Genomic DNA, 20,088 nt, shown 5'->3' with positions numbered 1-20,088 from the left:
AGTCGTACGGAAGCAGCCGGCCGGAGGACACGATCCGCCGCACCGCAGGGCCTCGAGTTCACACGCCGGTAGGGGTTCCCGGCTCGAGCCAACGGACGGCGGAACGAGAACCGGGATCGGCGGCCAGCGTGCCGCGCAGGTGTTCCGGTGGTTCGGAGAAGTGTGACCAGCCGTCGTAGTGGACGGGAACAGCCACGCGCGGTCGCGACAGGGCGAGCAGTTCGACGGCGTCCCGGCCGTCCATGGAGTAGCGCAGGGGGCCGGTCTGCGGGAAGCGGACGCCGCCGAGGTGGAGGAGCAGGACGTCGACGTCCAGCCGGTGCGCGACCCGGCGGAGCGGCCGGTTCAAAACGGTGTCGCCCGTCATCCACACCGCGACGCCCGGCCGGTCGCCGACGGAGAGGGCGAACCCGACCACGGCTCCGGCGATGGGACGGCTCAGGGGTGGTCCGTGCCGGCAGGGGGTGGCGGTGACGGTCAACGGCGGCTTTCCTGGTGCGGTGAGGCGCGTCGTCGCGCCTGTCGTGAGGCCGCGCACGTCAGGCAGGGCCAGGCGTCGTGCCCCGGGCCTCGTCGTCACGACCGTGGTCGCGCGGGGTAGCAGGGCCCGGCCGAGATCGTCGAGGTTGTCGGCGTGATGATCGTGGCTGAGCAGAACGACGTCGACGGGGCCGACGTCCTCGGCCGCCAGGGCCGGTCCGCGCTGTTTGACGGACGAGGTGCCCCACCCGAATCCGTACCGCCGTCCTGCCGGGTCGAAGGTGGGGTCGGTGAGGATGCGCCAGCCGTCGAGTTCCACCAGGACGGTGGGCCCGCCCACGTGAGTGAGGATCGTCATGGGCGGGCCACCTTCTTCCACATGGATCAGGATCCCGCGTGGGTGCCGCGGGAGGAGGACGTCGCGTGCTCCAGGGCCCAGGCCAGGCCGTAGTCGGCCACGGCCTCCCAGCCGGGTGCGCCACAGGTCCAGTGGTCACGGCCCTCGAACTCGTGGTACTCCGTGAGCGCGGGAGACTTCTCGTAGTGCTTGGCGTTCGACTTGTTCACCGACGGCGGCATGATGTGGTCCTTCTCGCCGCCGATGAACAGGAGTGGAGCGCGGTCGGCGGAGTAGTCGACCCACGTGTCCTGGTGTCCGGGCTTGAAGTTCGCGAACAGCCCGTACTCCCAGACCCAGTGACCGGGAGCCGCGATGGCGTAGCGGTCCCAGACCTTGCGCGACTCCTCCTCCGTGAGGGTGTTGGTGAAGGCGTAGTGGAACTCCTCGGGAGTGAAGCCGACGGCCCTGTGCCGGTTGGCCGGGTTCTTCAGCGCCGGGAACAGCGACCTCGCCTGCGAGATCGGGTTGACCCGGACTCCCTCGGTGGGCGCGGAGTCGATGACCACCCCGGCGGATCCCAGCCCGCGGGCCAGGAGCAGCTGGGTGAGCGTGCCGCCGAAGGAGTGACCCATGATGATCGGCGGGGTCGGTACGGCCTCGATGACGGCGGCGAAGTGGTCGACGGTCTCGGGGACGGTCAGCTTGGCGATGACGTCCGGGTTCTCGCGGAGCGCCTCGACTTCGATCTCGAAGCCCGGGTAGGCGGGGGCGATCACGGTGAAGCCCTTGGCCTCGTAGTACTCGACCCAGGTCTCCCAGCTGCGGGGCGTCATCCAAAGGCCGTGAACGAGCACGACGGTGTCGGGACGAATGCTGTGGTTCATGAGGTCTCCTTCAGCAGGTCAGGCGTCGATGAACTCGAGCAGGTCGGCGTGCAGGCGGTCGCGGTCGGTGTCGGGCAGGGCGTGTCCGCTGCCTTCGTATATCTTCAGGACGGCGCCGTCGATCAGTTCGGCCGAGCGCTTCCCCCCGACCCCGAACGGCACGATCTGGTCGTCGTCACCATGGATGACCAGGGTGGGTACGTCGATCTTCGCCAGATCCGGCCGGAAGTCGGTGGCCGAGAAGGCGGCGATGCACTCGTACGCACCTCGGTGCCCGCAGGCCATGCCCTGCAGCCAGAAAGCGTCCCGGAAGCCCTGTTCCACGTCCTGCCTGCGGTTGTGCCCGAAGAACGGGCCGTCGGCCAGGTTCCGGTAGAGCTGGGAGCGGTTCGCGGCCTCGCCCGCGCGGATCTCGTCGAAGGTCTCGATCGGCAGCCCTTCGGGGTTGTCGTCGGTGCGAAGCATCAGCGGCGGTACGGCGGACACGAGGACCACCTTCGCGACGCGGCTGCTGCCGTGCCGGCCGATGTAGTGGACGACCTCCCCGCCACCGGTCGAGTGCCCGACCAAGGTGAGGTCCCGCAGGTCGAGGTGCTCGATCAGACAGGCCAGGTCGTCGGCGTAGGTGTCCATCTCGTTGCCGTGCCAGGTCTGCGACGAGCGGCCGTGGCCACGCCGGTCGTGGGCGACGGCGCGGTGCCCGTGCTCCGCGAGGAAGAGGGCCGCCGCCTCCCACGCGTCGGAGTTGAGCGGCCAGCCATGGCTGAGCAGAACCGGGGATCCGTCGGTCCCCCAGTCCTTGTAGAAGATCTGGGCTCCGTCATCGGCGGTGACATAGGGCACAGTGGCCTCCTTTGGCTCGATGGGTGCATCGAGCGTGCAGCCGGTGCCCCCTCTCGTGGACCACGTGATTCACGTGGTCCCTCAGTCGTCGGCGGCTTTCAGTTTGTCTGCGAGCTGACGCCGTGAGGAGATGCCGAGCTTCTGGAACACCTTGCGCAGGTGGTAGTCCACCGTGTTCGCACTGATGAAGAGGTTGGCCGCGATCCCTGGATTCGTGTGTCCAACTGCCGCCAGCCGGGCGACGGTCAACTCCTGAGAGGTCAGATCGGAGGTCCCGGGGCCGCTACGGGCGACCGGTTTCGCTCCGACGGCATCGAGTTCGGCCCGCGTCCGCGGGACGAATATCTGGGCGCCGCTGTGGTCGAAGTGCTGGAGTGCCACCTGTAGCTGCTCGCCTGCTTCACGGCGACGTCTCATCCGCCTCAGCCACTCGCCGTAGAGGAGATGGGCGCGGCCGAGGTCGATCTCCGCGACCGTCTGCTCAAGCGTCTGGATCGCAGCCACGAAGTAGGGTTCCGCCGCTGAGTCTTCGCTGACCAACGCGCGAGTGCGTTCGGCGACTCCGCGGCACCATAAGGAGTCGTTCGCCTCGGCCCGGCCGACGAGCAGGTCGACGTACTGCTGTGCCAGGTGTGCGTGTCCGCTCCGGACCGCGGCCTCGACGAAGTCGGGGTACTGGGTGGGCGTCACGTGCAGAAACGGCTCCTGGACCAGCGGCTTGAGGCGGTCGTAGGCGTCGCGGTAATTGCCTTCCGCGACGTCGCGAAGGCCGACGGCCGCGATCGCGGAGGCGCCCACGCCACCGAAGCCGACGGCGTTCGCACCGTCCGCGATGGCCAGGACGACATTGCGCGGCGAACCGGCCCACGCCATCAGGGCGGCGTTGATGACGTTCTCCGCGTCATAGCCCATCGCCAGCCGTACTTCGCGGACCTGCTCGATGGCCTCCTCGGCCCGTCGCACGGTGCCACCGGTCAGCTCAGACAGCGAAGTCATCCACATCAACGCGTCGAGCACCTGAAGCGCCCCGGCGTCACGAGCCGCCGCGGCAGCCCGTGCGAGCCCGGTCCTGCGACCGGCGGCATCCCACAGGAAGGTCCCCAGTGACGCGATCGCCGTACCCATGTGCATGATCTCGCGATCCGGCAGCTCCAAGATCGCATCGAACGCCGCCCTGGCATGGGGAACCGCATCCGCGTAGGGCTTCAGGATGAGGGACCCGAAGCCGGCCAAGATGGTCGCGTCCAGTCCCCCGTCCGACTTCGACACCGCCTCGATGCGCAGGCCCAAGTCGTACGGCGAGATGCCCTGCATGAGCCGGTCGGTGTTCGCACAGGACTCGAAAGCCTTGAGAAGCGCTCGTTGTTCACGCTCGGTGTCGAGTCCGTGGAAGTCATCCGCGGCACGGACGAGTTCGGCCGCCGCGATCGGCAACACGGCAGGATCCACCGTGAACGTGCCGAGCGCACAGCGAACGACGATCATCCGCCCGCGATCGACGCGATCGGCGGGGTCCGCGTCGACCCTCTCGAGCAGTTCGTGGGCGATCTGGGCGGCGCCCACGGCGAGCGCGGCCTCCGCCGCACCGACCAGGCGCGAGTCCTTGACGCTGCCGGGCGGGGTCAGCTCCGCCGCACGGGTCAGGATGCTCGCTCGGGACGCGAAGCCACCACGACGCGCGGCGAGGTCTGCCGCGTGCTCCAGCCGATCGGCCACGTGTGCGTCCGCCCCCAGCGTGGCCTTCGCGGAATGCCACGCCTCGAGCTCGACCATCCCGAGTCGATCGGCCGCTCCGGCCAGGGCGCGGTGTGCTCGCCTGCGCTCCGCGCCCGAGGCCGCGTTGTAAACGGCGGATCGCACCAGCGGGTGCCTGAATCGGACCGTTTCCCGCAGCTCCACCAGCCCGGCGGCCTCGGCCTGATCCAGCACGTCCTCGCCGAGACCCATCGCGCGTGCCGCGGACGTGATGAAATCGATGTTTCCCGTGGTGTCCGCGGCGGCCAGCAGCACCCACTGCTGGACCTCGTCGCCCGCCTGCCGCACCCTCCGCACATAATGCGCCTCGAGACGGCGGCCCACCGGGATCGGATCGTTGCCGAGGCCCAGGCCACCGAGCTCCTGCGCGGACAGGCCGTCGGCGAGATCGATGAGCGCGAGCGGGTTCCCTCCCGTGGCCCGCGCGATCGCGGCCGCCGAGGCCGGGTCGATCGGAGCGGCGAGTGACCTGCTGAGAAGTGCGGTGGCCGACTCCTGGTCGAGCCCGCCGAGCGCCAACTCGGGAACACCGCCCATCCGCGCGGCGACGGTTTCCTCGTCCCTGGCGGCGAACAGCATCGCGACCGGCTCGACGGCGATACGCCGAGCCACGAACGCCATCACGTCCAGGCTTTCCTGGTCCAGCAGGTGCGCGTCGTCCACAGCACACACGACGGGCGTCTTGACGGCGGCCGCGGCAAGGAGACCGAGCACTCCCAGCCCCACCAGGAAGCGGTCGGGTGGCGGGCCCTCGGCAATGCCCGAGGCGACCTCGATCGCCTGCAGCTGTCGCTCGGAGAGGGCGGGTAAATGCTCACTCAGCGGGATGGTCAGCCGCTGGATGGCCGCGTAGGGGAGCGTCATCTCCGACTCGAAACCGTCGAGCCGGAGCATCGACAAGCCGGTCGCGCCGGTAGTCGACGCCTCGAGCAGCGCCGTCTTGCCGATTCCCGGTTCTCCGGTGATCAGGAGTGATCCACCGCGACCGTTTCGCGCATTGCCGAGCAGGAGACCCAACCGCCTGCGCTCGTCGTCCCGGCCGAAAAGTCCCCCGATTGTGATCACGCTGACGACGTTAAGCCACCCACGCAGACCGCACCAGGCCCGGAAACTACGGACATCACGTGGTCCGGTGTCCGGGTCCACCGGCCGACGATGTGCGGGTCCCAACGACCCGAGGAGTCCCCATGACATCCGACAGCTCCCAGGCCGACATACCACCGCGTTCCCGTCCCCGCCGCCGATTGCTCGAGGCGATCGCCGGCGCCGTGGCCACCGTCCTCGTGGGCGGGCTCGCTCTCACCGGGGCCACCACCTCGGCGAACGCGTCCTCCGCCTCCCTCACCGCCGCCGCACAGACGCACAGGACGTCGTCGCCGAAGCCGACGATCGTCCTGGTCCACGGAGCCTTCGCCGACTCCGGCGGCTGGAACGCGGTCGCCGGCCGGCTGCTCGCCGCCGGCTACAAGGTGATCGCGTTCTCCAACCCGCTACGCGGACCGCAGGCGGACGGCGAGTACCTCCGTCAGTTCCTGACCAGCGTCGACGGCCCGGTCGTGCTCGTCGGCCATTCCTACGGAGGGGCGGTGATCAGCAACGGCGGCGCGGGGAACGCGAAGGTCAAGGCCTTGGTCTACATCGCGGCCTACGCCCCGGACGAGGGCGAGAGCGTCGCCGCCGCGAACACGCTGGGCGGCGGCCACACCGACGTGACCGACCACCTCGTCGTGCGGCCCTACCCGGGCGCCGCCCCCGGAGACGGGGACGCCTACATCGATCCGGCCTACTTCCACAACCTGTTCGCGCAGGACCTTCCGCGGAGCACGACCGGCGTCATGGCCGCGACCCAGCGGCCCGGCGCGCTGGCGGCGCTCGTCACGCCATCCGGTCCCCCGGCGTGGAAGTCGGTGCCGAGCTGGTACCTCGTCGCCCGGCAGGACAGGATCATCCCGCCCGAAGCCGAGCGGGTGATGGCGAAGCGAGCCCACGCCACGACCGTTGAGATCGACAGCTCACACGTCGCGATGATGAGTCACCCCGACGTGGTGACGAAGTTGATCCTTCGGGCCGCCCGCTAGCCCAGGCCGTCCGGCACCGGGCGTGCTCGGTGCCGGACGGTCTGTCACCCGCTCGGTTCATCGGTCATCCAGGTCGGCCTGGTCTCCCGTAGTGAGCCCTTCCGGCGGGCAGATCGGTGAGGGGCTCCAGGTCGCGGCGCTCATGCCGGGTACGGAACGGCCTCGCGTGCCGATCGAAGCGCGCCCGCCCACCAGGCCAGTTGGTCGAGCAACGTCTTGGCGTATCCGGGCGCCTCAGAGTCGAGCGGACGACCGTCCTGCCACGCCGTGAAGTAGTTCGGGAAGGCCAGACCATCGCGAATCGTCACCGCGTGCAACTCGGTCAGCACGTTCTCCAGGTGCAGCACGGTATGGCGGCCCCCTGCTGCTCCGCCGTAGCTGACGAAGGCGACAGGCTTGGCCGTCCAGTGGGTGAAGTGCCAATCGATGGCCGCCTTGAGCGACGCGGGATAGCTGTGGTTGTACTCGGGCGTGACCACGATGAACGCGTCGGCGCCATCCAGTGCCGAGGTGAGTGCCGCCATCCCGGCCGGACGGAGGTAGCTCTCGCCGGCGAACTTCGGCGATGCCGCAGGCAGGGCCAGCGGGATCTCGACCTGTGCCAGATCGACGACGTCTACATCGAATCCCCCGTGAGTGCGTGCCTGATCGGCGACCCACGAGGCCACCACCGGACCGAACCGTCCTTCCCGGACGCTTCCGACGATGATTGCCAACTTGTGCTTGTCATCCATGCCCACCACCATCAGGCCGCCGTGGTGGCGACAACCAGACCGCGCTCAGGCTGGCCCTCGAAGGGCCACGCACAGGGCTCCTCGATCAAAGTGCGGCGCCATATGCTCCCGGCATGGGTACGCCGTTGGGTGACTTCATTCGAGCCAAGCGCGACAGCATCCAGCCGGACGTGTTGGGGCTGCCGGATCGTGGCCGCCGCCGGTCGCCTGGTCTACGACGCTCGGATCTGGCTGGCCGGGCCGGCGTCAGCGTCGAATACCTGACCCGTATCGAGCAGGGCCGTGACCGCAATCCCTCGGTGGCGGTGGTGAACGCGCTCGCCGACGCGCTCAGCCTCGACCCCTCGGAGCGCACCCATCTGCGCTATCTCGCGAAGATCACCGGCGGTGAATGCTCCGCGCATACCCAGCCCGCACCACCACGCCGCGACGTCCGGCCGTCCGTTCTGGAGACACTGCGCCTCCTCGAACCGGGGATCGCAGTGGTGACGAACCGGCTGGGCGACATCCTCGCCCACACCAGCGGCTACGAGTTGGTGATGGGCGGAAGCGGCCTGCTCGACGTCGACGAGCCGAACCTCACTCGCTACGTCTTCCTCGACCCCGGTGCCCGGACGTTCTTTCCCGACTGGGACGACATCGCGGACGAACAGGCCTTCGACCTGTGGCTCGCACCGTCTGTCCAGAACTCCGAGTGGCTCACCGCAGAACTCGCGCCCATCGCCGGCCCTGACTTCACGCGGCGCCGTAACCGCCACGTGGTTCCACGACGTGGAGTCCTTCGAGTCAACCACCCGTCCGGGCACGAACTTCGGCTGCTCCGCGAGACGCTCGACCTCTCGTGGGATGCACAGCAACTGGTCGTTCTCCTCCCCGCAGACGAGAAGACGGCCCAGGACATCGATCAACTCCGCCGCCGGCCTCCCGGCCGTCTCCGCGTGATCTCGTAACACATCCCGACCAGTGTTCAGGCCCGGTGCACATGACCTGACGGCGGTGTCTTCCGGCGTGGACGTGAGCGGGCTCCGTGCCTGTCCACGCAGAGGTTGCGGACGACTCAGTCGAGAAGTCCTTCAGATGGTCTGGCCGAGCCGTTCGGCGACGGCCCGGACCGGGCCCGGCGCGAGGGGCGCGTGCAGCATCTCCACCCTGTGCACCAGGCGCGGCGCGGTCAGCGGCACTCCGGCCGCCACCGACGAGGGCAGCAACGTCAGGCCATGCCCGGCGGCGGCGAGATTCCCGACGGTGTGCAGGTCCGCGCCGTCATAGCGGAATCCGACGCGGAACGTACCCGTACCCGCCATCTCGCGCAGCCGCTCCACCGACACGGCCGCAGGGGCTTGCAGCCACAGTGCGTCGGCCAGATCGGCCAGCGCCAGCCCGCGCCGGCGCGACAGTGGATGGCCACCGGGCAGGACCACCACCAACGCCTCCTCAGCCACGCCGATCGCGGTCAGCGGTCCCGCGTCGGGGAGGCGTAGCGGGTCGCTGGGCGCGGAGATCCCGTCGACGAATCCGAGATCGGCGGCACCGGAGGCGACCAGTTCAACCACCTTTTCGCGTTCGGCCGTGCGAAGGGTCACCGCCGTCCCTGCCTGTGACAGGCTGCGAGCCACCGCTGGGGTGCACGCGAGTGGAGAGGCCGCCACGGTCAGCTGCCCGATCGGGCTTTCGGCAGAGCGCAGCACGTCGGCGCGGGCGGCCCGGTGCCGCAGCAACAGCGGTGCCGCGTGTTCCAGCAGACGCTCACCGGCCGCGGTGAGCGCCACGGGACGCCGGTGGAGGAGAGGCAGACCGAGGTCCGCCTCCAGCGCGGCGATTTGCTGCGACACCGCCGACTGGGTGTAGCCGAGCTCCTCGGCGGCGGTGGAGAAGGACCGCCGATGAACGACGGTGACGAATGTACGCAACAGATGCGGATCCACGGTGCATCAGTATCGCTTATTGGCCATGCAGCAATCATCGTTGGCGCTTACCTCGTCGCGCGGCAAGGATGAAAGGCATGACGACGACCGCGAGAATCGCGCTGGTGGGCGACAGATCCCCCAATGTCCAAGCCCATGCGCGCATCCCGTCAATCCTTGGGGCGCTCCACGAGCGCGACGGGCTGACGCTGGACGCCTACTGGATCCCCACGACCGAGGTCGAGAATCTGGAGGGGTTCGACGGCATCTGGATGCTGCCCGGCAGTCCGTACCGCAGCGAGGCGGGTGCCGTGAACGCCGCTCGCACCGCCCGCGAGTCCAAGACCCCGTTTCTCGGCACCTGCGGCGGTTTCCAGCACACCCTGCTCGAGTTCGCGCGCAACGTTCTCCACCTGCCGGTCGCGCACGCCGAGAATGATCCGGGCGCCGAGGACTTCCTCCTGCTGCCGTTGGCCTGCTCGCTCGCCGGCCACGAGGAGGGGGTACGGCTGGCGCCCGGCTCGCTGGCAGAGAAGACAATCGGCGCCGAAAGGACGGTGGAGAAGTACGCCTGCTCCTTCGGCCTCAACCCGGACTACCTGTCCGTGCTGGAGGAGGGCGGTCTCAGCTTCACCGGTCGAGATGACGCCGGCGCCGTCCGAGTGCTCGAACTACCCGGCCACCCCTTCTTCCTTGCCACGCTCTTTCAGCCTGAACTGGCCGGGGACGGCACCCGGCCGCACCCGATCATCACCGCGTTCGCCTCGGCCTCTGCGGCACTGGCGGCCTCGCGGAGCTTGGCCCCGCTGTAGCCCTCCCCCTCAGTACCGCGTCTCGACCTGCCGGAGCCGTACACCATGATGGATCCGTGGACTTCGAGCCTTACCGGGGTGAGCTGGTGGCTTACTGCTACCGGATGCTGGGCTCGTTCCATGAGGCCGAGGACCTGGTCCAAGAGACGATGCTGCGGGCATGGAAGGCCCGTGACCGGTACGACTACACGCGCGCGTCCGTACGGACCTGGCTCTACCGGATCGCGACCAACGCCTGCCTGACCGCGCTGGAGGGACGAGCACGACGTCCGTTGCCGTCCGGGCTGGGCGCGCCGAACGACGACCCCGGGGCACCGCTCACACCGACCTTCGACATCCCCTGGTTACAACCGTTTCCCGACGTACGGTTCGACACAGGGGTGCGGGCCGGCATGCGGCTCGCACTGGTGGCGGCGATGCAGGTCCTGCCGCCGCGGCAGCGAGCCGTACTCGTGCTCCGCGAGGTGCTGGAGTTCAGCGCCGCCGAAGTCGCCGCCCAACTGCGCACCACGGTCCCGGCCGTCAACAGCGCGTTGCAGCGAGCCCGCGCCGCCGTGGCGGACCTGGGTGACATGGGGGAGGTCGCCGAGCCGGACGATCCCGAGGTGCGCGCGGTGATCCAACGGTATGTGCGGGCGTTCGAGGCGGCCGACGTCCCCGCACTCGTACGGCTTCTCACAGACGATGCGGTCCTGGAGATGCCGCCGGTGCCACTGTGGTACCGGGGCAGCCGCGACTATGGCCTGTTCATACGCCGCGTTTTCGAGATGCGCGGGACGGGCTGGGGTATGCGGCCTCTCACCGCGAACGGACAGCCCGCACTCGCCGCGTACGCGCCGGAGCTCGGCGGGGGGCATCGGCTGCACACTCTGCAGGTCTTCACGATCACCGGTGGCCGCGTCGCGCGCAACGTCGTGTTCGCTGATCCAGCCGTCTTCGACGCCTTCGACCTGCCCAAGCGGATTTCCTTCGACGAGTTTCGCCAGGCGCGATGAGTCCGGCCGATGCCGCCGGTACGTACAGGTGAGCATCGATCGAAAGGGCATCCATCGTGAGCGTCATCGTCATTGAGTTCATCACCCTGGACGGGATCGTGTCCGACCCGGACGGGCGCGGGGGCACGCCGACCGGCGGCTGGGCGTTCCGGCACGGTCCCGAGACGGTCGCCGGGGACAAGTTCCGGCTGGGCAGCGTGCTGGACGACGGGATCATGCTGCTGGGGCGCACGACATGGCAGCTGTTCTCCCGGCTCTGGCCGGTGCGCGACGACCCGTTCTCCGTTCGGATGAACGCCGTACCGAAGCTGGTCGCCTCCCGTACGCCGACCGACACCTCGGCATGGGCGAACTCGCGGGTCATCGACGGCGACCTTCTCGACGCCGTCAAGCGTGAGCACCGTGATGTGATCATCACGGGGAGCCTCAGCGTCGTGCGGGCGCTCATGGCCGCGGACCTGATCGACGAGTACCGGCTCCTGACCTTCCCCACGATCCTCGGCACCGGCGAGCGGCTCTTCCCCGCCGGCAGCCCGCCCGCGTACCTGGAGTGCCTGTCGGCCGAGCGCGTCGGCGCCGCCGTGCTCGCGCGATACAGGAGGACACACGATGCAACGTGAGGCCCCTGTTCCTCACGTTGCATCGACCGTCGTCAGGAATCGGGCCCGTCAGGAAATGACGGGCGAGCCGGTGACGTCCCAGGTGGCAGGGGACTTGCCGTCGTCGGCGATGTCGTAGGTCACCGTCGCGTCGGCGCTCCAGCCCCCGCGCAGGGTGCTGGTCGTGTCCACGAGGTAGATATAGGGGCTGGAGCCGTCGGCGTGGGCGTTGAGCGATTTGGCAAGATCATGCGTCAGGCTTCCCTTGCTCACGTCATAGCGTTCCAGGCGCAGCTGAACCTTGATCGAGTTGAAGCGCTTGCGACTTGCCGCGGTATCCCAACTGCCCCACTTCACATCTGCGTAGGCGCGCGGCCGGCCGCCGGGGCCGGTACGGCTGACGCACAGGTTGATGGTCATCGACTGATCGGCCTTGCCAGGGAGGTTGAAGCTCTTACTGCTGGACTTGCATGTGGATGCGGCCTGCGCGTGTGACACGCCCAGCGTGGCGACTCCCATTAAGCAGGCTGCCGCGATACTGGTTGCTGCGATTGCTCTCATGATCATTATGCTCCGTCCTGTTGGGGTGCAGGTGTCTTCGAGATGGACAGCTGTGCCGCGGATGGGTCGGCAGCTACCTCGCTGATCGCGGGCTTCTCCCCGGGGCGTGGACACCTGGTTCGTGCAGCCTTGAGCCGATCTCCGTTGACGGCCGGGGCAGGCTCCTTGGAGCCGCGCCCTCTAAGATCACCAACCGGCTCGAACCTATGTGCCGAAGGAGGCGCCGGATAGAGGCGGATGACTAATCTGGGGAACGCCCGCACCAGGTGCGACATAAGTCATTTGACTCAGCTGACGGCCGGATACGGCCTCACACCTCGTCCGACGGGAAGATCAACGAAGGAGGCGATGACCATCCGTGCCGCTTACGTCGAACAGCGCGGCCCTGCGTCATCGATCCGGTACGGCGAGCTCCCCGACCCGGTGCCCGGCTCCGACGAGGTCCTGGTCCGGGTAACCGCGACGGCCGTCAACCGGGTGGACGCGTTCGTGCGCTCCGGCGCTTACCAGACGCCGATCCCCCTGCCGCTCGTGCTCGGCCGCGACCTCGTCGGCGAGGTGGCCGACCCCGGCGCCTCCGGGCTCGCGCCTGGCGCCCGCGTCTGGTCCAACAGTCTCGGGTACGGCGGGCGCCAGGGCGCCTCGGCGGAACTCGCGTGCGTGCCCGCCGACCGGCTCTACCGACTGCCCGACGGGGTGGATCCGCTCGACGCCGTCGCCGTACTGCATCCGGCCGCCACCGCCTACACGGGCCTGGTCCACCACGCCCGGATGCGCTCCGGGGAGACCCTGTTCGTGGCCGGCGGCAACGGAGCCGTCGGAACATGCCTCATCCGGATGGCCAAGGACCTCGGCGTCCGCGTGATCACCGCCGCCCGCGGTCCCCGCAACACCGATTACTGCGCCGGGCTGGGCGCCGACGAGGTGATCGACTCCACCGCGGCCGACCCGGTCGCCGTCCTGCGCGGACGGGCCCCGCGGGGCGTGGACGTCTACTGCGACACGACCGGGCGCGGCTCCGTCGGCGCCGCGGTCGACGCGCTCGCCGACCGGGGACGCGTCCTGGTGATGGCCGGACTGGCGAGCACGCCGGGCGGAGATTCCCTCGACGTCGGCCGGCTCTACGTCCACGACCAGTCCGTGGTCGGCTTCGCGATCAGCCTGGCGACGACTGCGGAACTGGCCGAGGCCGCCGTCTGGATCAACCGGTGGCTGCCTCGCGACGGCCTCCGCCTGGACACCACGGTCCTGCCGCTGGGACAGGCCCGCGAGGCGCACGAGGACATGGAGGCCGCCGCCGAGGGCGAGGCCCACCGATACCGGGGACGCGTCGTGCTGCGCGTCGGCCCGTCAGCCGAGGAGCCCGCCGATCAGCCCAGAGTTTCGCGCCCGTGGCGGCGGCCGGTACCCGGTGGGTGATCCCGCCCGCGGCTCGCACCGAACTCCGCGAACGTTCCGCGGTCAGGCGGCGCGTTCACCGACGGGTCGGCGGCGGAGGTTCGGACTCCGGAGGGCTGGAGGCAGGTAGGCGGACTGGTCGGGTCTGCCGACGTCGGTGCCGGGTGGGACGATCTCGTCGATCTGGTCGAGGATCTCGTCGGTGAGCGTGACGTCGACACCGGCGAGCAGGTCGTCGAGTTGCTCCATCGTGCGCGGCCCGATGATCGCGCTGGTCACGCCGGGATGGGCGATCGCGAATGCCATCGCGAGATGCGTCATCGGCAAGCCTGCTTTTTCGGCGAGCGGAATGAGCTGTTCGACGGCGTCGAGCCGACGCTCGTCACTGAAGCTCGTGATGAGGGCGGCTCGGCGAAGGTCGGTCTGCCGGCCCTTGCGGATGCGTCCGGTGAGCATTCCCTTCGCGAGCGGGCTCCATACCAGCGTGCCCATCCCGTAGCGTTGCGCGACGGGCAGCACTTCGGTTTCGATGCCGCGGTTGAGTATCGAGTAGGTCGGTTGTTCGGTGCGGAACCGTTCCAGGCGGCGTCGCTCGGACACCCACTGGGCTTCGACGATGTCGGAGGCGGGCATCGTGGACGACCCGATCACCCGGACCTTGCCGCTGTGGATCAGGTCCGAAAGCGCGGAAAGCGTGTCCTCGATGTCGGTGTCGGGGTCGGGCCGGTGGATTTGGTAGAGGTCGATGTGGTCGGTCTGCAAGCGACGCAGCGAGTTCTCGACCGCGGTCATGATCCAGCGCCTCGAGTTGCCTCGCTGATTGGGATCATCGCCCATCGGGAGATGCAGCTTGGTCGCAAGGACGACGTGGTCGCGACGCCCCTTGAGCGCCTTTCCCACGATCTCTTCCGACTCGCCGCGGGAGTACACGTCGGCGGTGTCGACGAAGTTGATCCCTGCATCCAGCGCTCTGTGGATGATGCGGATCGCGTCGTCGTGGTCGGGGTTGCCGATGGCCCCGAACATCATCGCGCCGAGCGCGTAGGGACTGACCTTGATGCCGGTCCGGCCGAGTGTCCGGTACTGCATACGGTTTCTCCTGAGCTTGAGGTCGAGGTGTCGAGGTGGTGCGCGCCCTGCCGGTGCCGTACCCTGAATCGAAGCGGAACGCCTTTCCAGAACTATACGGAAAACCTTTCCGGTTAAGCAAGCGAAGGGGTGTTGTGACGGAGAACACGACGCCGACCGGAGTCGGCTCGACCGGCTCGGCGGGTCCGGGCGCACTCGAACGCGCGCCGCGCCGCCTGCGCGCCGACGCGCAACGCAACATCGACTCCTTGCTTGAAGCAGCGAAGGCCGTCTTCGCCACGTCGGGCGTGGACGCGCCCGCGAAAGAGATCGCTGATCTGGCCGGCGTCGGAGTCGGAACGCTGTACCGGCACTTCCCGCAGCGCTCAGACCTGGTCAAGGCCGTGTTTCAGCGCGAGGTGGATGCCTGCGCCGACGCGGCCCCGGCGCTGACCGCAGCGCACGCGCCAGTAGTGGCACTCGCGAAGTGGCTCCACCGGTACACCGAGTTCCTCGCGACCAAGCGAGGACTCGCCACAGCCCTTCACTCAGGCGACCCAGCGTTCGACGCCCTGCCCGGCTACTTCATGCGGCGACTCGGACCCACCCTCGGGTCACTGCTCGAAGCCGCGACGGCGAGTGGCGAGATCCGTGCCGAGATCAGCCCCCAGGACCTCCTGTACGCCGTCGCCAACCTGTCCATGCCCGTGACGGACGAGGGAGTCGCGTACAGCCAGCGCATGGTCGCGCTCCTCATCGACGGACTACGCTACGGCGCCGGCGAACAGGGTTCGGCCGCCGTGGGAGTCGAAAGTGTCAGGCCACGGTGATAGGACGGGGCCATGTTCCTCGCCCATCTGTCGCGCACCGGCCCGCAGTGGAATGCCGCCCGGCCCATGGAAGAACAGACCGAGTGGCTCACGCATGCGGCGTACATGGACATGCAGGTCGACGAGGGGATCATCGTGTTGGGCGGCCCACTCGACGACATGCGCGTCGTGCTCGCCATGGAGGTGGAGTCGGAGGAGGCCGTCAGGGCGATACTCGGCCGCGATCCGTGGAGTGACAGCCACCTGCGGATCGACGCGATCGAACCATGGACGATCCGCCTCGACGGACGCCGACCCAGACCACCGGTGAGGGAGAGCTCAGGGACGACTCCGGGTCTCGCCTGATACAGCGCCCGCCCGAACCACGGCAATCTGAAGGCCTCGGCTGATGACAGGAGGCCTCATGACCACCGTGGCCCTACCCGCAACCGGTATCGACTCCGCGCCGCCGCGGGCGGCCGCTTCATGGCCCGCCTACTGGGCCGCAGGCTGGATCGGCGCCTTCTGCGCCATCGTCCTGATCGCAACGGGCTACAACCAGCTGATCAACGGGGTGCCTCTCGACGAGGGAGGAGAGATCGCCCTGATGGCGACGGGCCTGCGACTACTCACCGTCGCCATCGCCCTGGCCTCGGTACAGGCCTGGGGGCGACGCCTGCCGAACTGGCTGGTCGCGACCGGCCTGTGGGGAGCCGCAGCGGTGCAGTTGCTCTACCCGATCGCTGAGACGGCGGTGAAGGCCGCCGTCCTCACCGGGCTCGTGGAGCCTTTCGGCAAGGGCATCAGCAACATGTCCGCGGAGGGCTGGTTCAACTTCGGCGCCGCCTGGCTGATCTGGGGAGTGCCCGGAGCGCTCTTCTCCGCGGCCGCCGTGTCATTCGCCCGCCGGCACAGAGTCTCCCCCCTCGGCACCGTCCTCGGACTCCTCGGCGGAGCCGTGTTCCTCGGACTTCTCGGCCTTGTCATCGGATGACCGCCCCGTCGATTCGCCGACCGGCCGTTCGTGTAGATGGCGAGAACGCCGGACGAGCCGGCGGCCGGCTGAAGGAGAGACAGCATGGGCGAGGTCATCGTCATCGAACACCTGACGCTCGACGGTGTGATGCAGGCACCGGGACACCCCGACGAGGATCGTCGTGACGACTTCCGGCACGGCGGCTGGGCCGCCGACCGGAGTCAGGACCCGGCCATGCAGGAGGCGATGGGCGCACGGATGTCGAGCACATGGTCCCTTCTGCTCGGCCGGACCACATACGAGCGCTTCGCGGACTACTGGCCAAGGCAGGAGCCGAACCCGTTCACCGAGGCGCTGAACCGCGTCCAGAAGTACGTCGCGTCGACCACGCTGACCGAGCCACTGCCCTGGCAGAACTCCACCCTTCTCAAGGGAGACGCCGCCGACGCCGTGGCAGTGCTCAAGGAGGAACTGAACGAGAACCTGGTCGTGTTCGGCAGCGGGAGGCTGGTTCAGTCGCTGCTCCCCCGCCACCTGGTCGACGAGTACGTGCTGATGATCCACCCCCTGGTGCTGGGGACGGGGCGCCTGCTGTTCCCCGGCTCCGGGTCGGCCCTGTCCGGTCTGCGGTTGGCCGACTCGACCACGACGGAGACCGGCGTGGTCATCGCCACGTACCGGGATTCGTCCGCCTGAGGCCAGACCATCGACGAACTCGACTTGTCCGCACCCGGGCGGGTGGCGCATTGGCCGCAGGAACGGCGCGACACGACCTTGGGGGCGTTGCTGGCGCGGATGGTCGCAGAGACCGCCCAGCATGCCGGCCACGCGGACATCGTGCGAGAAATGATCGACGGACGCGGCGGGTCCGACCACGACATGCTCGACGCGGAGAAATGGAAGCGGTACCTCACTCAGATCCAGGCCGCCGCGGACACCTTCGGCTCCACGCGCGGTCACACGTCGATCAATTAGGCTCCGCGCGGAAGGACATGTTCGGGCGATCTCGTACAGCCCGCATCAGGCTTGCGGATGGGCCACTACACGTCGGCGTGGTCCTGTGCGGACTTCGGCAGGCCTGAAATGATCATTTGCGTCAGCAGCTCGTAGCTGTCGTCCAGGTCGACGGGGAGTCCGAAGCCGCCGGTGGTCTCCAGAACGGCGAAGCCGTGGACGGCTGAACGCAGGCATCTCGTCGCATGGATGGCGTCCACGCCTTCAAGCCCGTACGAGCGAAGCACGGCGAGCACGATGTCGACCAGCCGCCCGCCCGCCTCGACCAGCTCAGGCCGTGAGGTCTGAATCATCGCGGCGTACCGGCCGGGGTGCATCACGACATAGTGGCGCCAGGCGTTCATGAAGGCGCGCAGCGCCTGGGCTCCGGAGCGGCCGAGCACGGCCTCACGTGAGCGGTCCGCCAGCTCGTCCATGACCCGTACGGACACCAGCGTGTTGAGCTCCGCGAGATTACGCACGTGCTTGTAGAGGGACGGCGGGGCCACGCCGGCGCGGCAGGCCACGGCCAGCAGAGTGACCGCGGCCGGGCCTCCCTCATCGATGAGCTGCAACGTGAGATCGACGATCGCGTCCGGCGACAGGCCGGCTCTAGGCACGGGCGTGCTCCTTCAGGAACGGCACCATGACCTCGGCGACCTCGCCGGGAAACTGCGCGTGCGCGTAGTGGCCGGCACCTTCGATCATCACGACGGTGCCGCGTCCGACCGGCATGCCCGCGACGACACCATCCGCCTCAGCCCGGGGATCGGCCCAGTCGGGGTCGAGCGTGCCCATGAGGATCAGGGCGGGGACGCGGAGGTTCGGGAGCTGTGCGCCCGCATCGCTCGGGGTGGACATGCCCATCTTGCCGACCACGGCCATCCGGTCCGGCCTGCGCAGCGCACCCTCCAGCGCGGCCATGTACTCGGCGTAGTCGGCGGGCCTGGATCCGGGGTAGGCGAGGTTGAGGTAACGCATCCAGAGCCCCACGCTGCGCAGCAACCCGGCGCCCAGCAGCAGGCTGATGCCCTTGCGGTGCCGGCTGTTGCGCAGCAGGCCGCCCAGGCTCAGCTTCTGGGCCCGGGTGAAAGGGCCGATCTGGACGACAGCGTTGACCAGATCCGGATGCAGCGCCGCCGCGATGGTGGCCGCGCCGCCGGAGAAGGAGTGACCGACGACGACCGCAGGCCCACCCAGGTGACGAATCAGGGCCAGCAGATCGTTCGCGGTGTCGGTGCGGGTGTAGGAGGACCAGCCGGTGGTCGACTCCCCATGGCCACGCAGGTCCGCCTTGGCGACGCGGTAGCCGGCGGCCACAAGACGGGGCGCGAGGAGACGGTATGCCTCCCTGCCGTCGCCCATTCCGTGGGACAGCACGACCAACGGGCCCTCGCCGGTCACGTCGTAGGCGAGCCGTCCGCCCTCAATCTCCAGGTACTCGGTCATGACGTCCTCCGTTAGCTAATGCGAATAGCCAGAAAGCTAATCCAATAAGCCAAGGTCGTCAAGCTCTGGCATGACACCCCTCGCCGCACGACGCTCTTGATCAATCGAGCCCCCGCCGCCAGGCGTCCCCGGCAGAGGTCGCGTTTTCTGGATCTTGGTGGTCGTCTCGGGGCAGTACGGTGCAGACTGGGCCAATGGCTCAGATCAAGGTCTATGGTCGGCGCGATGTATGGGCGGGGAAGCAGCGGAGGATCTCCGATCTGCTGCAGGAGTGCCTGGAGTCGGCGTGGAGGCTGCCGTCGGACAAGCGGTTCCACCGCTTCTTGCTGCTCGACCCCGAGGACATGATCTGCCCGCAACGAAGTGACCGCTATCTGATCATCGAGGTCCTGTGCTTCACGGGTCGTTCCGACGACGCCAAGCGTGAGCTGATCCGTACCGTGTATGAGCGGCTGGCGCCGGGCCTCGACCTGCCCGTCGATGACATCGAGCTCGCCATTGTCGAGATGCCGAAAGCGAACTGGGGAATCCGGGGCGTTCCGGCGGATGAGCTGTCGCTCAGCTACCCCGTCAATCTGTGAAAGACCCCATTGGGCACGGGTAGGTGAGACGTTCCCCGGACCACGTGACGGGGTCGCGGAGCCAGGTCTTGATGAACGCGACGCGCAGGCGTGCCGAAGGTCGTACAAGGGCGTGCCCCAAGAGGTGAGGCCCGAGCGTCGTTCTCGGGGCCTCATCGCCGTTATGGGGCGTGCGCCGCGGTGACGGGTACGGTTGGGCGATCCCGGGCGGCGTGGTCGAGTTGGGGAGACCCCGGCCGCGGCGGCGATCCGGGAGCTGGAAGCGGAGACCTGCCTCGATGATTTTCTGGATCGTCCTCCCCGCGACGCTCGGCGCGCTGCGCGTGCTCCGCAAGGAGGTGCACTGACATAAGGCGGACCCTTCCCGTGGTGGCCGCACTCGCGCGGCTGGCGGGGTGCGGCGGCGTGGACACCACCGGTGTGACGTCCTCGGCCGTCGTCCCGCCGCCGGAGGCCACGCTCGACGCCGCGGCCAACGACCGCGTGGTCGGCATCGGCGAGGCAACCCACGGCGACAAGGAGTTCGTCCAGGTCCGCCTGCAGGTCATCAAGACCCTGGTGGAACGGCACGGCTTCCGCGCCGTCGCGCGCCCTGGTGTACGTACCGCATGCCGGCCCGGTGACACCCATCTGAGCCGCGGTCACTGGCACCCGCACGAGCTACGGCACTCCGGGGCCTCGCTGATGTTCGCCCAGGAAACGCCGGCGCCTTCCTGACCCGCGCCCACGCCTGGTTCGCCACCCACGACATCACCATCGAACGCGTAATTGTCGAGACCTGTGGATTGGCGACCTAGCGGGGAGACTGAGGTTGAGTCTCCCGTAGGGG

22 protein-coding genes and 1 pseudogene are annotated in these 20,088 nt (G+C 68.7%); 13 read left to right on the top strand and 10 right to left on the bottom strand.

Annotated features, from left to right (window positions below):
* Positions 1-58 precede the first annotated feature (58 nt).
* From Psi02_RS05140 to Psi02_RS05125, 4 genes are all read right to left on the bottom strand, one after another.
* On the bottom strand, positions 59-838 hold the full coding sequence (locus Psi02_RS05140; RefSeq protein ID WP_203972252.1) for an MBL fold metallo-hydrolase: 780 nt from the start codon (positions 836-838) through the stop codon (positions 59-61).
* A 26-nt stretch (positions 839-864) separates the two neighbouring features.
* On the bottom strand, positions 865-1,704 hold the full coding sequence (locus tag Psi02_RS05135; RefSeq protein ID WP_203972251.1) for an alpha/beta hydrolase: 840 nt from the start codon (positions 1,702-1,704) through the stop codon (positions 865-867).
* Positions 1,705-1,722: 18 nt separating this feature from the next.
* The gene (locus tag Psi02_RS05130) at positions 1,723-2,547 is read right to left on the bottom strand and encodes an alpha/beta fold hydrolase (protein ID WP_203972250.1); all 825 of its coding nucleotides are present in this window, start codon (positions 2,545-2,547) and stop codon (positions 1,723-1,725) included.
* A gap of 81 nt (positions 2,548-2,628) precedes the next feature.
* Positions 2,629-5,367, bottom strand: coding sequence for a helix-turn-helix transcriptional regulator (locus tag Psi02_RS05125; protein WP_203972249.1), 2,739 nt, complete (start codon positions 5,365-5,367; stop codon positions 2,629-2,631).
* 122 nt (positions 5,368-5,489) lie between these two features.
* Between Psi02_RS05125 and Psi02_RS05120 the strand changes: the two genes are divergently transcribed.
* Positions 5,490-6,380, top strand: coding sequence for an alpha/beta fold hydrolase (locus tag Psi02_RS05120; protein ID WP_203972248.1), 891 nt, complete (start codon positions 5,490-5,492; stop codon positions 6,378-6,380).
* A 140-nt stretch (positions 6,381-6,520) separates the two neighbouring features.
* Here the strand turns inward: Psi02_RS05120 and Psi02_RS05115 are convergent, their stop codons facing one another.
* The gene (locus Psi02_RS05115) at positions 6,521-7,114 is read right to left on the bottom strand and encodes an NADPH-dependent FMN reductase (protein WP_239094610.1); all 594 of its coding nucleotides are present in this window, start codon (positions 7,112-7,114) and stop codon (positions 6,521-6,523) included.
* 113 nt (positions 7,115-7,227) lie between these two features.
* Between Psi02_RS05115 and Psi02_RS05110 the strand changes: the two genes are divergently transcribed.
* Positions 7,228-8,064 carry a helix-turn-helix domain-containing protein gene (locus tag Psi02_RS05110; protein ID WP_203972246.1) on the top strand — a complete coding sequence of 279 codons (837 nt, stop codon included), beginning with the start codon at positions 7,228-7,230 and terminating at the stop codon, positions 8,062-8,064.
* A gap of 123 nt (positions 8,065-8,187) precedes the next feature.
* Here the strand turns inward: Psi02_RS05110 and Psi02_RS05105 are convergent, their stop codons facing one another.
* Positions 8,188-9,039 carry a LysR family transcriptional regulator gene (locus Psi02_RS05105; protein ID WP_203972245.1) on the bottom strand — a complete coding sequence of 284 codons (852 nt, stop codon included), beginning with the start codon at positions 9,037-9,039 and terminating at the stop codon, positions 8,188-8,190.
* Between the two features lie 77 nt (positions 9,040-9,116).
* Between Psi02_RS05105 and Psi02_RS05100 the strand changes: the two genes are divergently transcribed.
* The 3 genes and pseudogenes from Psi02_RS05100 to Psi02_RS05090 all read left to right on the top strand — a co-directional run bounded on the left by Psi02_RS05100 (position 9,117) and on the right by Psi02_RS05090 (position 11,445).
* Positions 9,117-9,830, top strand: a complete 714-nt coding sequence (locus Psi02_RS05100; RefSeq protein WP_203972244.1) for a CTP synthase C-terminal region-related (seleno)protein — start codon at positions 9,117-9,119, stop codon at positions 9,828-9,830.
* Positions 9,831-9,865: 35 nt separating this feature from the next.
* Positions 9,866-10,825, top strand: a pseudogene (locus Psi02_RS05095) (sigma-70 family RNA polymerase sigma factor); the annotation flags it as partial.
* A 56-nt stretch (positions 10,826-10,881) separates the two neighbouring features.
* Positions 10,882-11,445 (top strand): dihydrofolate reductase family protein, encoded by a 564-nt coding sequence (locus Psi02_RS05090; protein ID WP_203972242.1) that lies wholly within the window; start codon positions 10,882-10,884, stop codon positions 11,443-11,445.
* 48 nt (positions 11,446-11,493) lie between these two features.
* On the opposite strand, the gene Psi02_RS05085 is transcribed toward Psi02_RS05090, so the two are convergent.
* On the bottom strand, positions 11,494-11,985 hold the full coding sequence (locus Psi02_RS05085) for a hypothetical protein (RefSeq protein ID WP_203972241.1): 492 nt from the start codon (positions 11,983-11,985) through the stop codon (positions 11,494-11,496).
* A 348-nt stretch (positions 11,986-12,333) separates the two neighbouring features.
* Between Psi02_RS05085 and Psi02_RS05080 the strand changes: the two genes are divergently transcribed.
* Positions 12,334-13,404 carry an NADPH:quinone reductase gene (locus Psi02_RS05080; RefSeq protein ID WP_239094609.1) on the top strand — a complete coding sequence of 357 codons (1,071 nt, stop codon included), beginning with the start codon at positions 12,334-12,336 and terminating at the stop codon, positions 13,402-13,404.
* A gap of 42 nt (positions 13,405-13,446) precedes the next feature.
* Here Psi02_RS05080 and Psi02_RS05075 read toward each other — a convergent pair whose 3' ends face one another.
* Entirely contained in the window at positions 13,447-14,472 is a 1,026-nt protein-coding gene (locus tag Psi02_RS05075; RefSeq protein WP_203972240.1) for an aldo/keto reductase, read from the bottom strand.
* A gap of 134 nt (positions 14,473-14,606) precedes the next feature.
* Here Psi02_RS05075 and Psi02_RS05070 point away from each other — a divergent pair, with 134 nt between their 5' ends.
* From Psi02_RS05070 to Psi02_RS05050, 5 genes are all read left to right on the top strand, one after another.
* Complete coding sequence (locus Psi02_RS05070; RefSeq protein ID WP_203972239.1) at positions 14,607-15,281, top strand: TetR/AcrR family transcriptional regulator; 675 nt, start codon at positions 14,607-14,609, stop codon at positions 15,279-15,281.
* A 12-nt stretch (positions 15,282-15,293) separates the two neighbouring features.
* Positions 15,294-15,626, top strand: a complete 333-nt coding sequence (locus Psi02_RS05065) for a YciI family protein (RefSeq protein ID WP_203972238.1) — start codon at positions 15,294-15,296, stop codon at positions 15,624-15,626.
* Positions 15,627-15,684: 58 nt separating this feature from the next.
* Positions 15,685-16,254: a hypothetical protein gene (locus tag Psi02_RS05060; protein WP_203972237.1), complete on the top strand. Its 570-nt coding sequence runs from the start codon at positions 15,685-15,687 to the stop codon at positions 16,252-16,254.
* 84 nt (positions 16,255-16,338) lie between these two features.
* Positions 16,339-16,932 carry a dihydrofolate reductase family protein gene (locus Psi02_RS05055; protein ID WP_203972236.1) on the top strand — a complete coding sequence of 198 codons (594 nt, stop codon included), beginning with the start codon at positions 16,339-16,341 and terminating at the stop codon, positions 16,930-16,932.
* Positions 16,933-16,941: 9 nt separating this feature from the next.
* The gene (locus Psi02_RS05050; RefSeq protein ID WP_275415145.1) at positions 16,942-17,211 is read left to right on the top strand and encodes a mycothiol transferase; all 270 of its coding nucleotides are present in this window, start codon (positions 16,942-16,944) and stop codon (positions 17,209-17,211) included.
* A 65-nt stretch (positions 17,212-17,276) separates the two neighbouring features.
* On the opposite strand, the gene Psi02_RS05045 is transcribed toward Psi02_RS05050, so the two are convergent.
* Positions 17,277-17,849 (bottom strand): TetR/AcrR family transcriptional regulator, encoded by a 573-nt coding sequence (locus Psi02_RS05045; protein WP_203972234.1) that lies wholly within the window; start codon positions 17,847-17,849, stop codon positions 17,277-17,279.
* Positions 17,842-18,678, bottom strand: coding sequence for an alpha/beta fold hydrolase (locus Psi02_RS05040; RefSeq protein ID WP_203972233.1), 837 nt, complete (start codon positions 18,676-18,678; stop codon positions 17,842-17,844). Before Psi02_RS05040 ends, Psi02_RS05045 begins: the two co-directional genes overlap by 8 nt.
* Positions 18,679-18,872: 194 nt before the next feature.
* On the opposite strand from Psi02_RS05040, the gene Psi02_RS05035 reads away from it, so the two are divergent.
* Both Psi02_RS05035 and Psi02_RS05030 read left to right on the top strand, forming a co-directional pair.
* Positions 18,873-19,259: a tautomerase family protein gene (locus Psi02_RS05035; RefSeq protein ID WP_203972232.1), complete on the top strand. Its 387-nt coding sequence runs from the start codon at positions 18,873-18,875 to the stop codon at positions 19,257-19,259.
* 369 nt (positions 19,260-19,628) lie between these two features.
* The gene (locus Psi02_RS05030; RefSeq protein ID WP_203972231.1) at positions 19,629-19,976 is read left to right on the top strand and encodes a hypothetical protein; all 348 of its coding nucleotides are present in this window, start codon (positions 19,629-19,631) and stop codon (positions 19,974-19,976) included.
* The last annotated feature ends 112 nt before the right edge of the window (positions 19,977-20,088 follow it).

This window comes from Planotetraspora silvatica, from assembly GCF_016863315.1.
GTDB classification, from domain to species: domain Bacteria; phylum Actinomycetota; class Actinomycetes; order Streptosporangiales; family Streptosporangiaceae; genus Planotetraspora; species Planotetraspora silvatica.
This window is presented reverse-complemented; position numbering and strand designations above follow the sequence as displayed.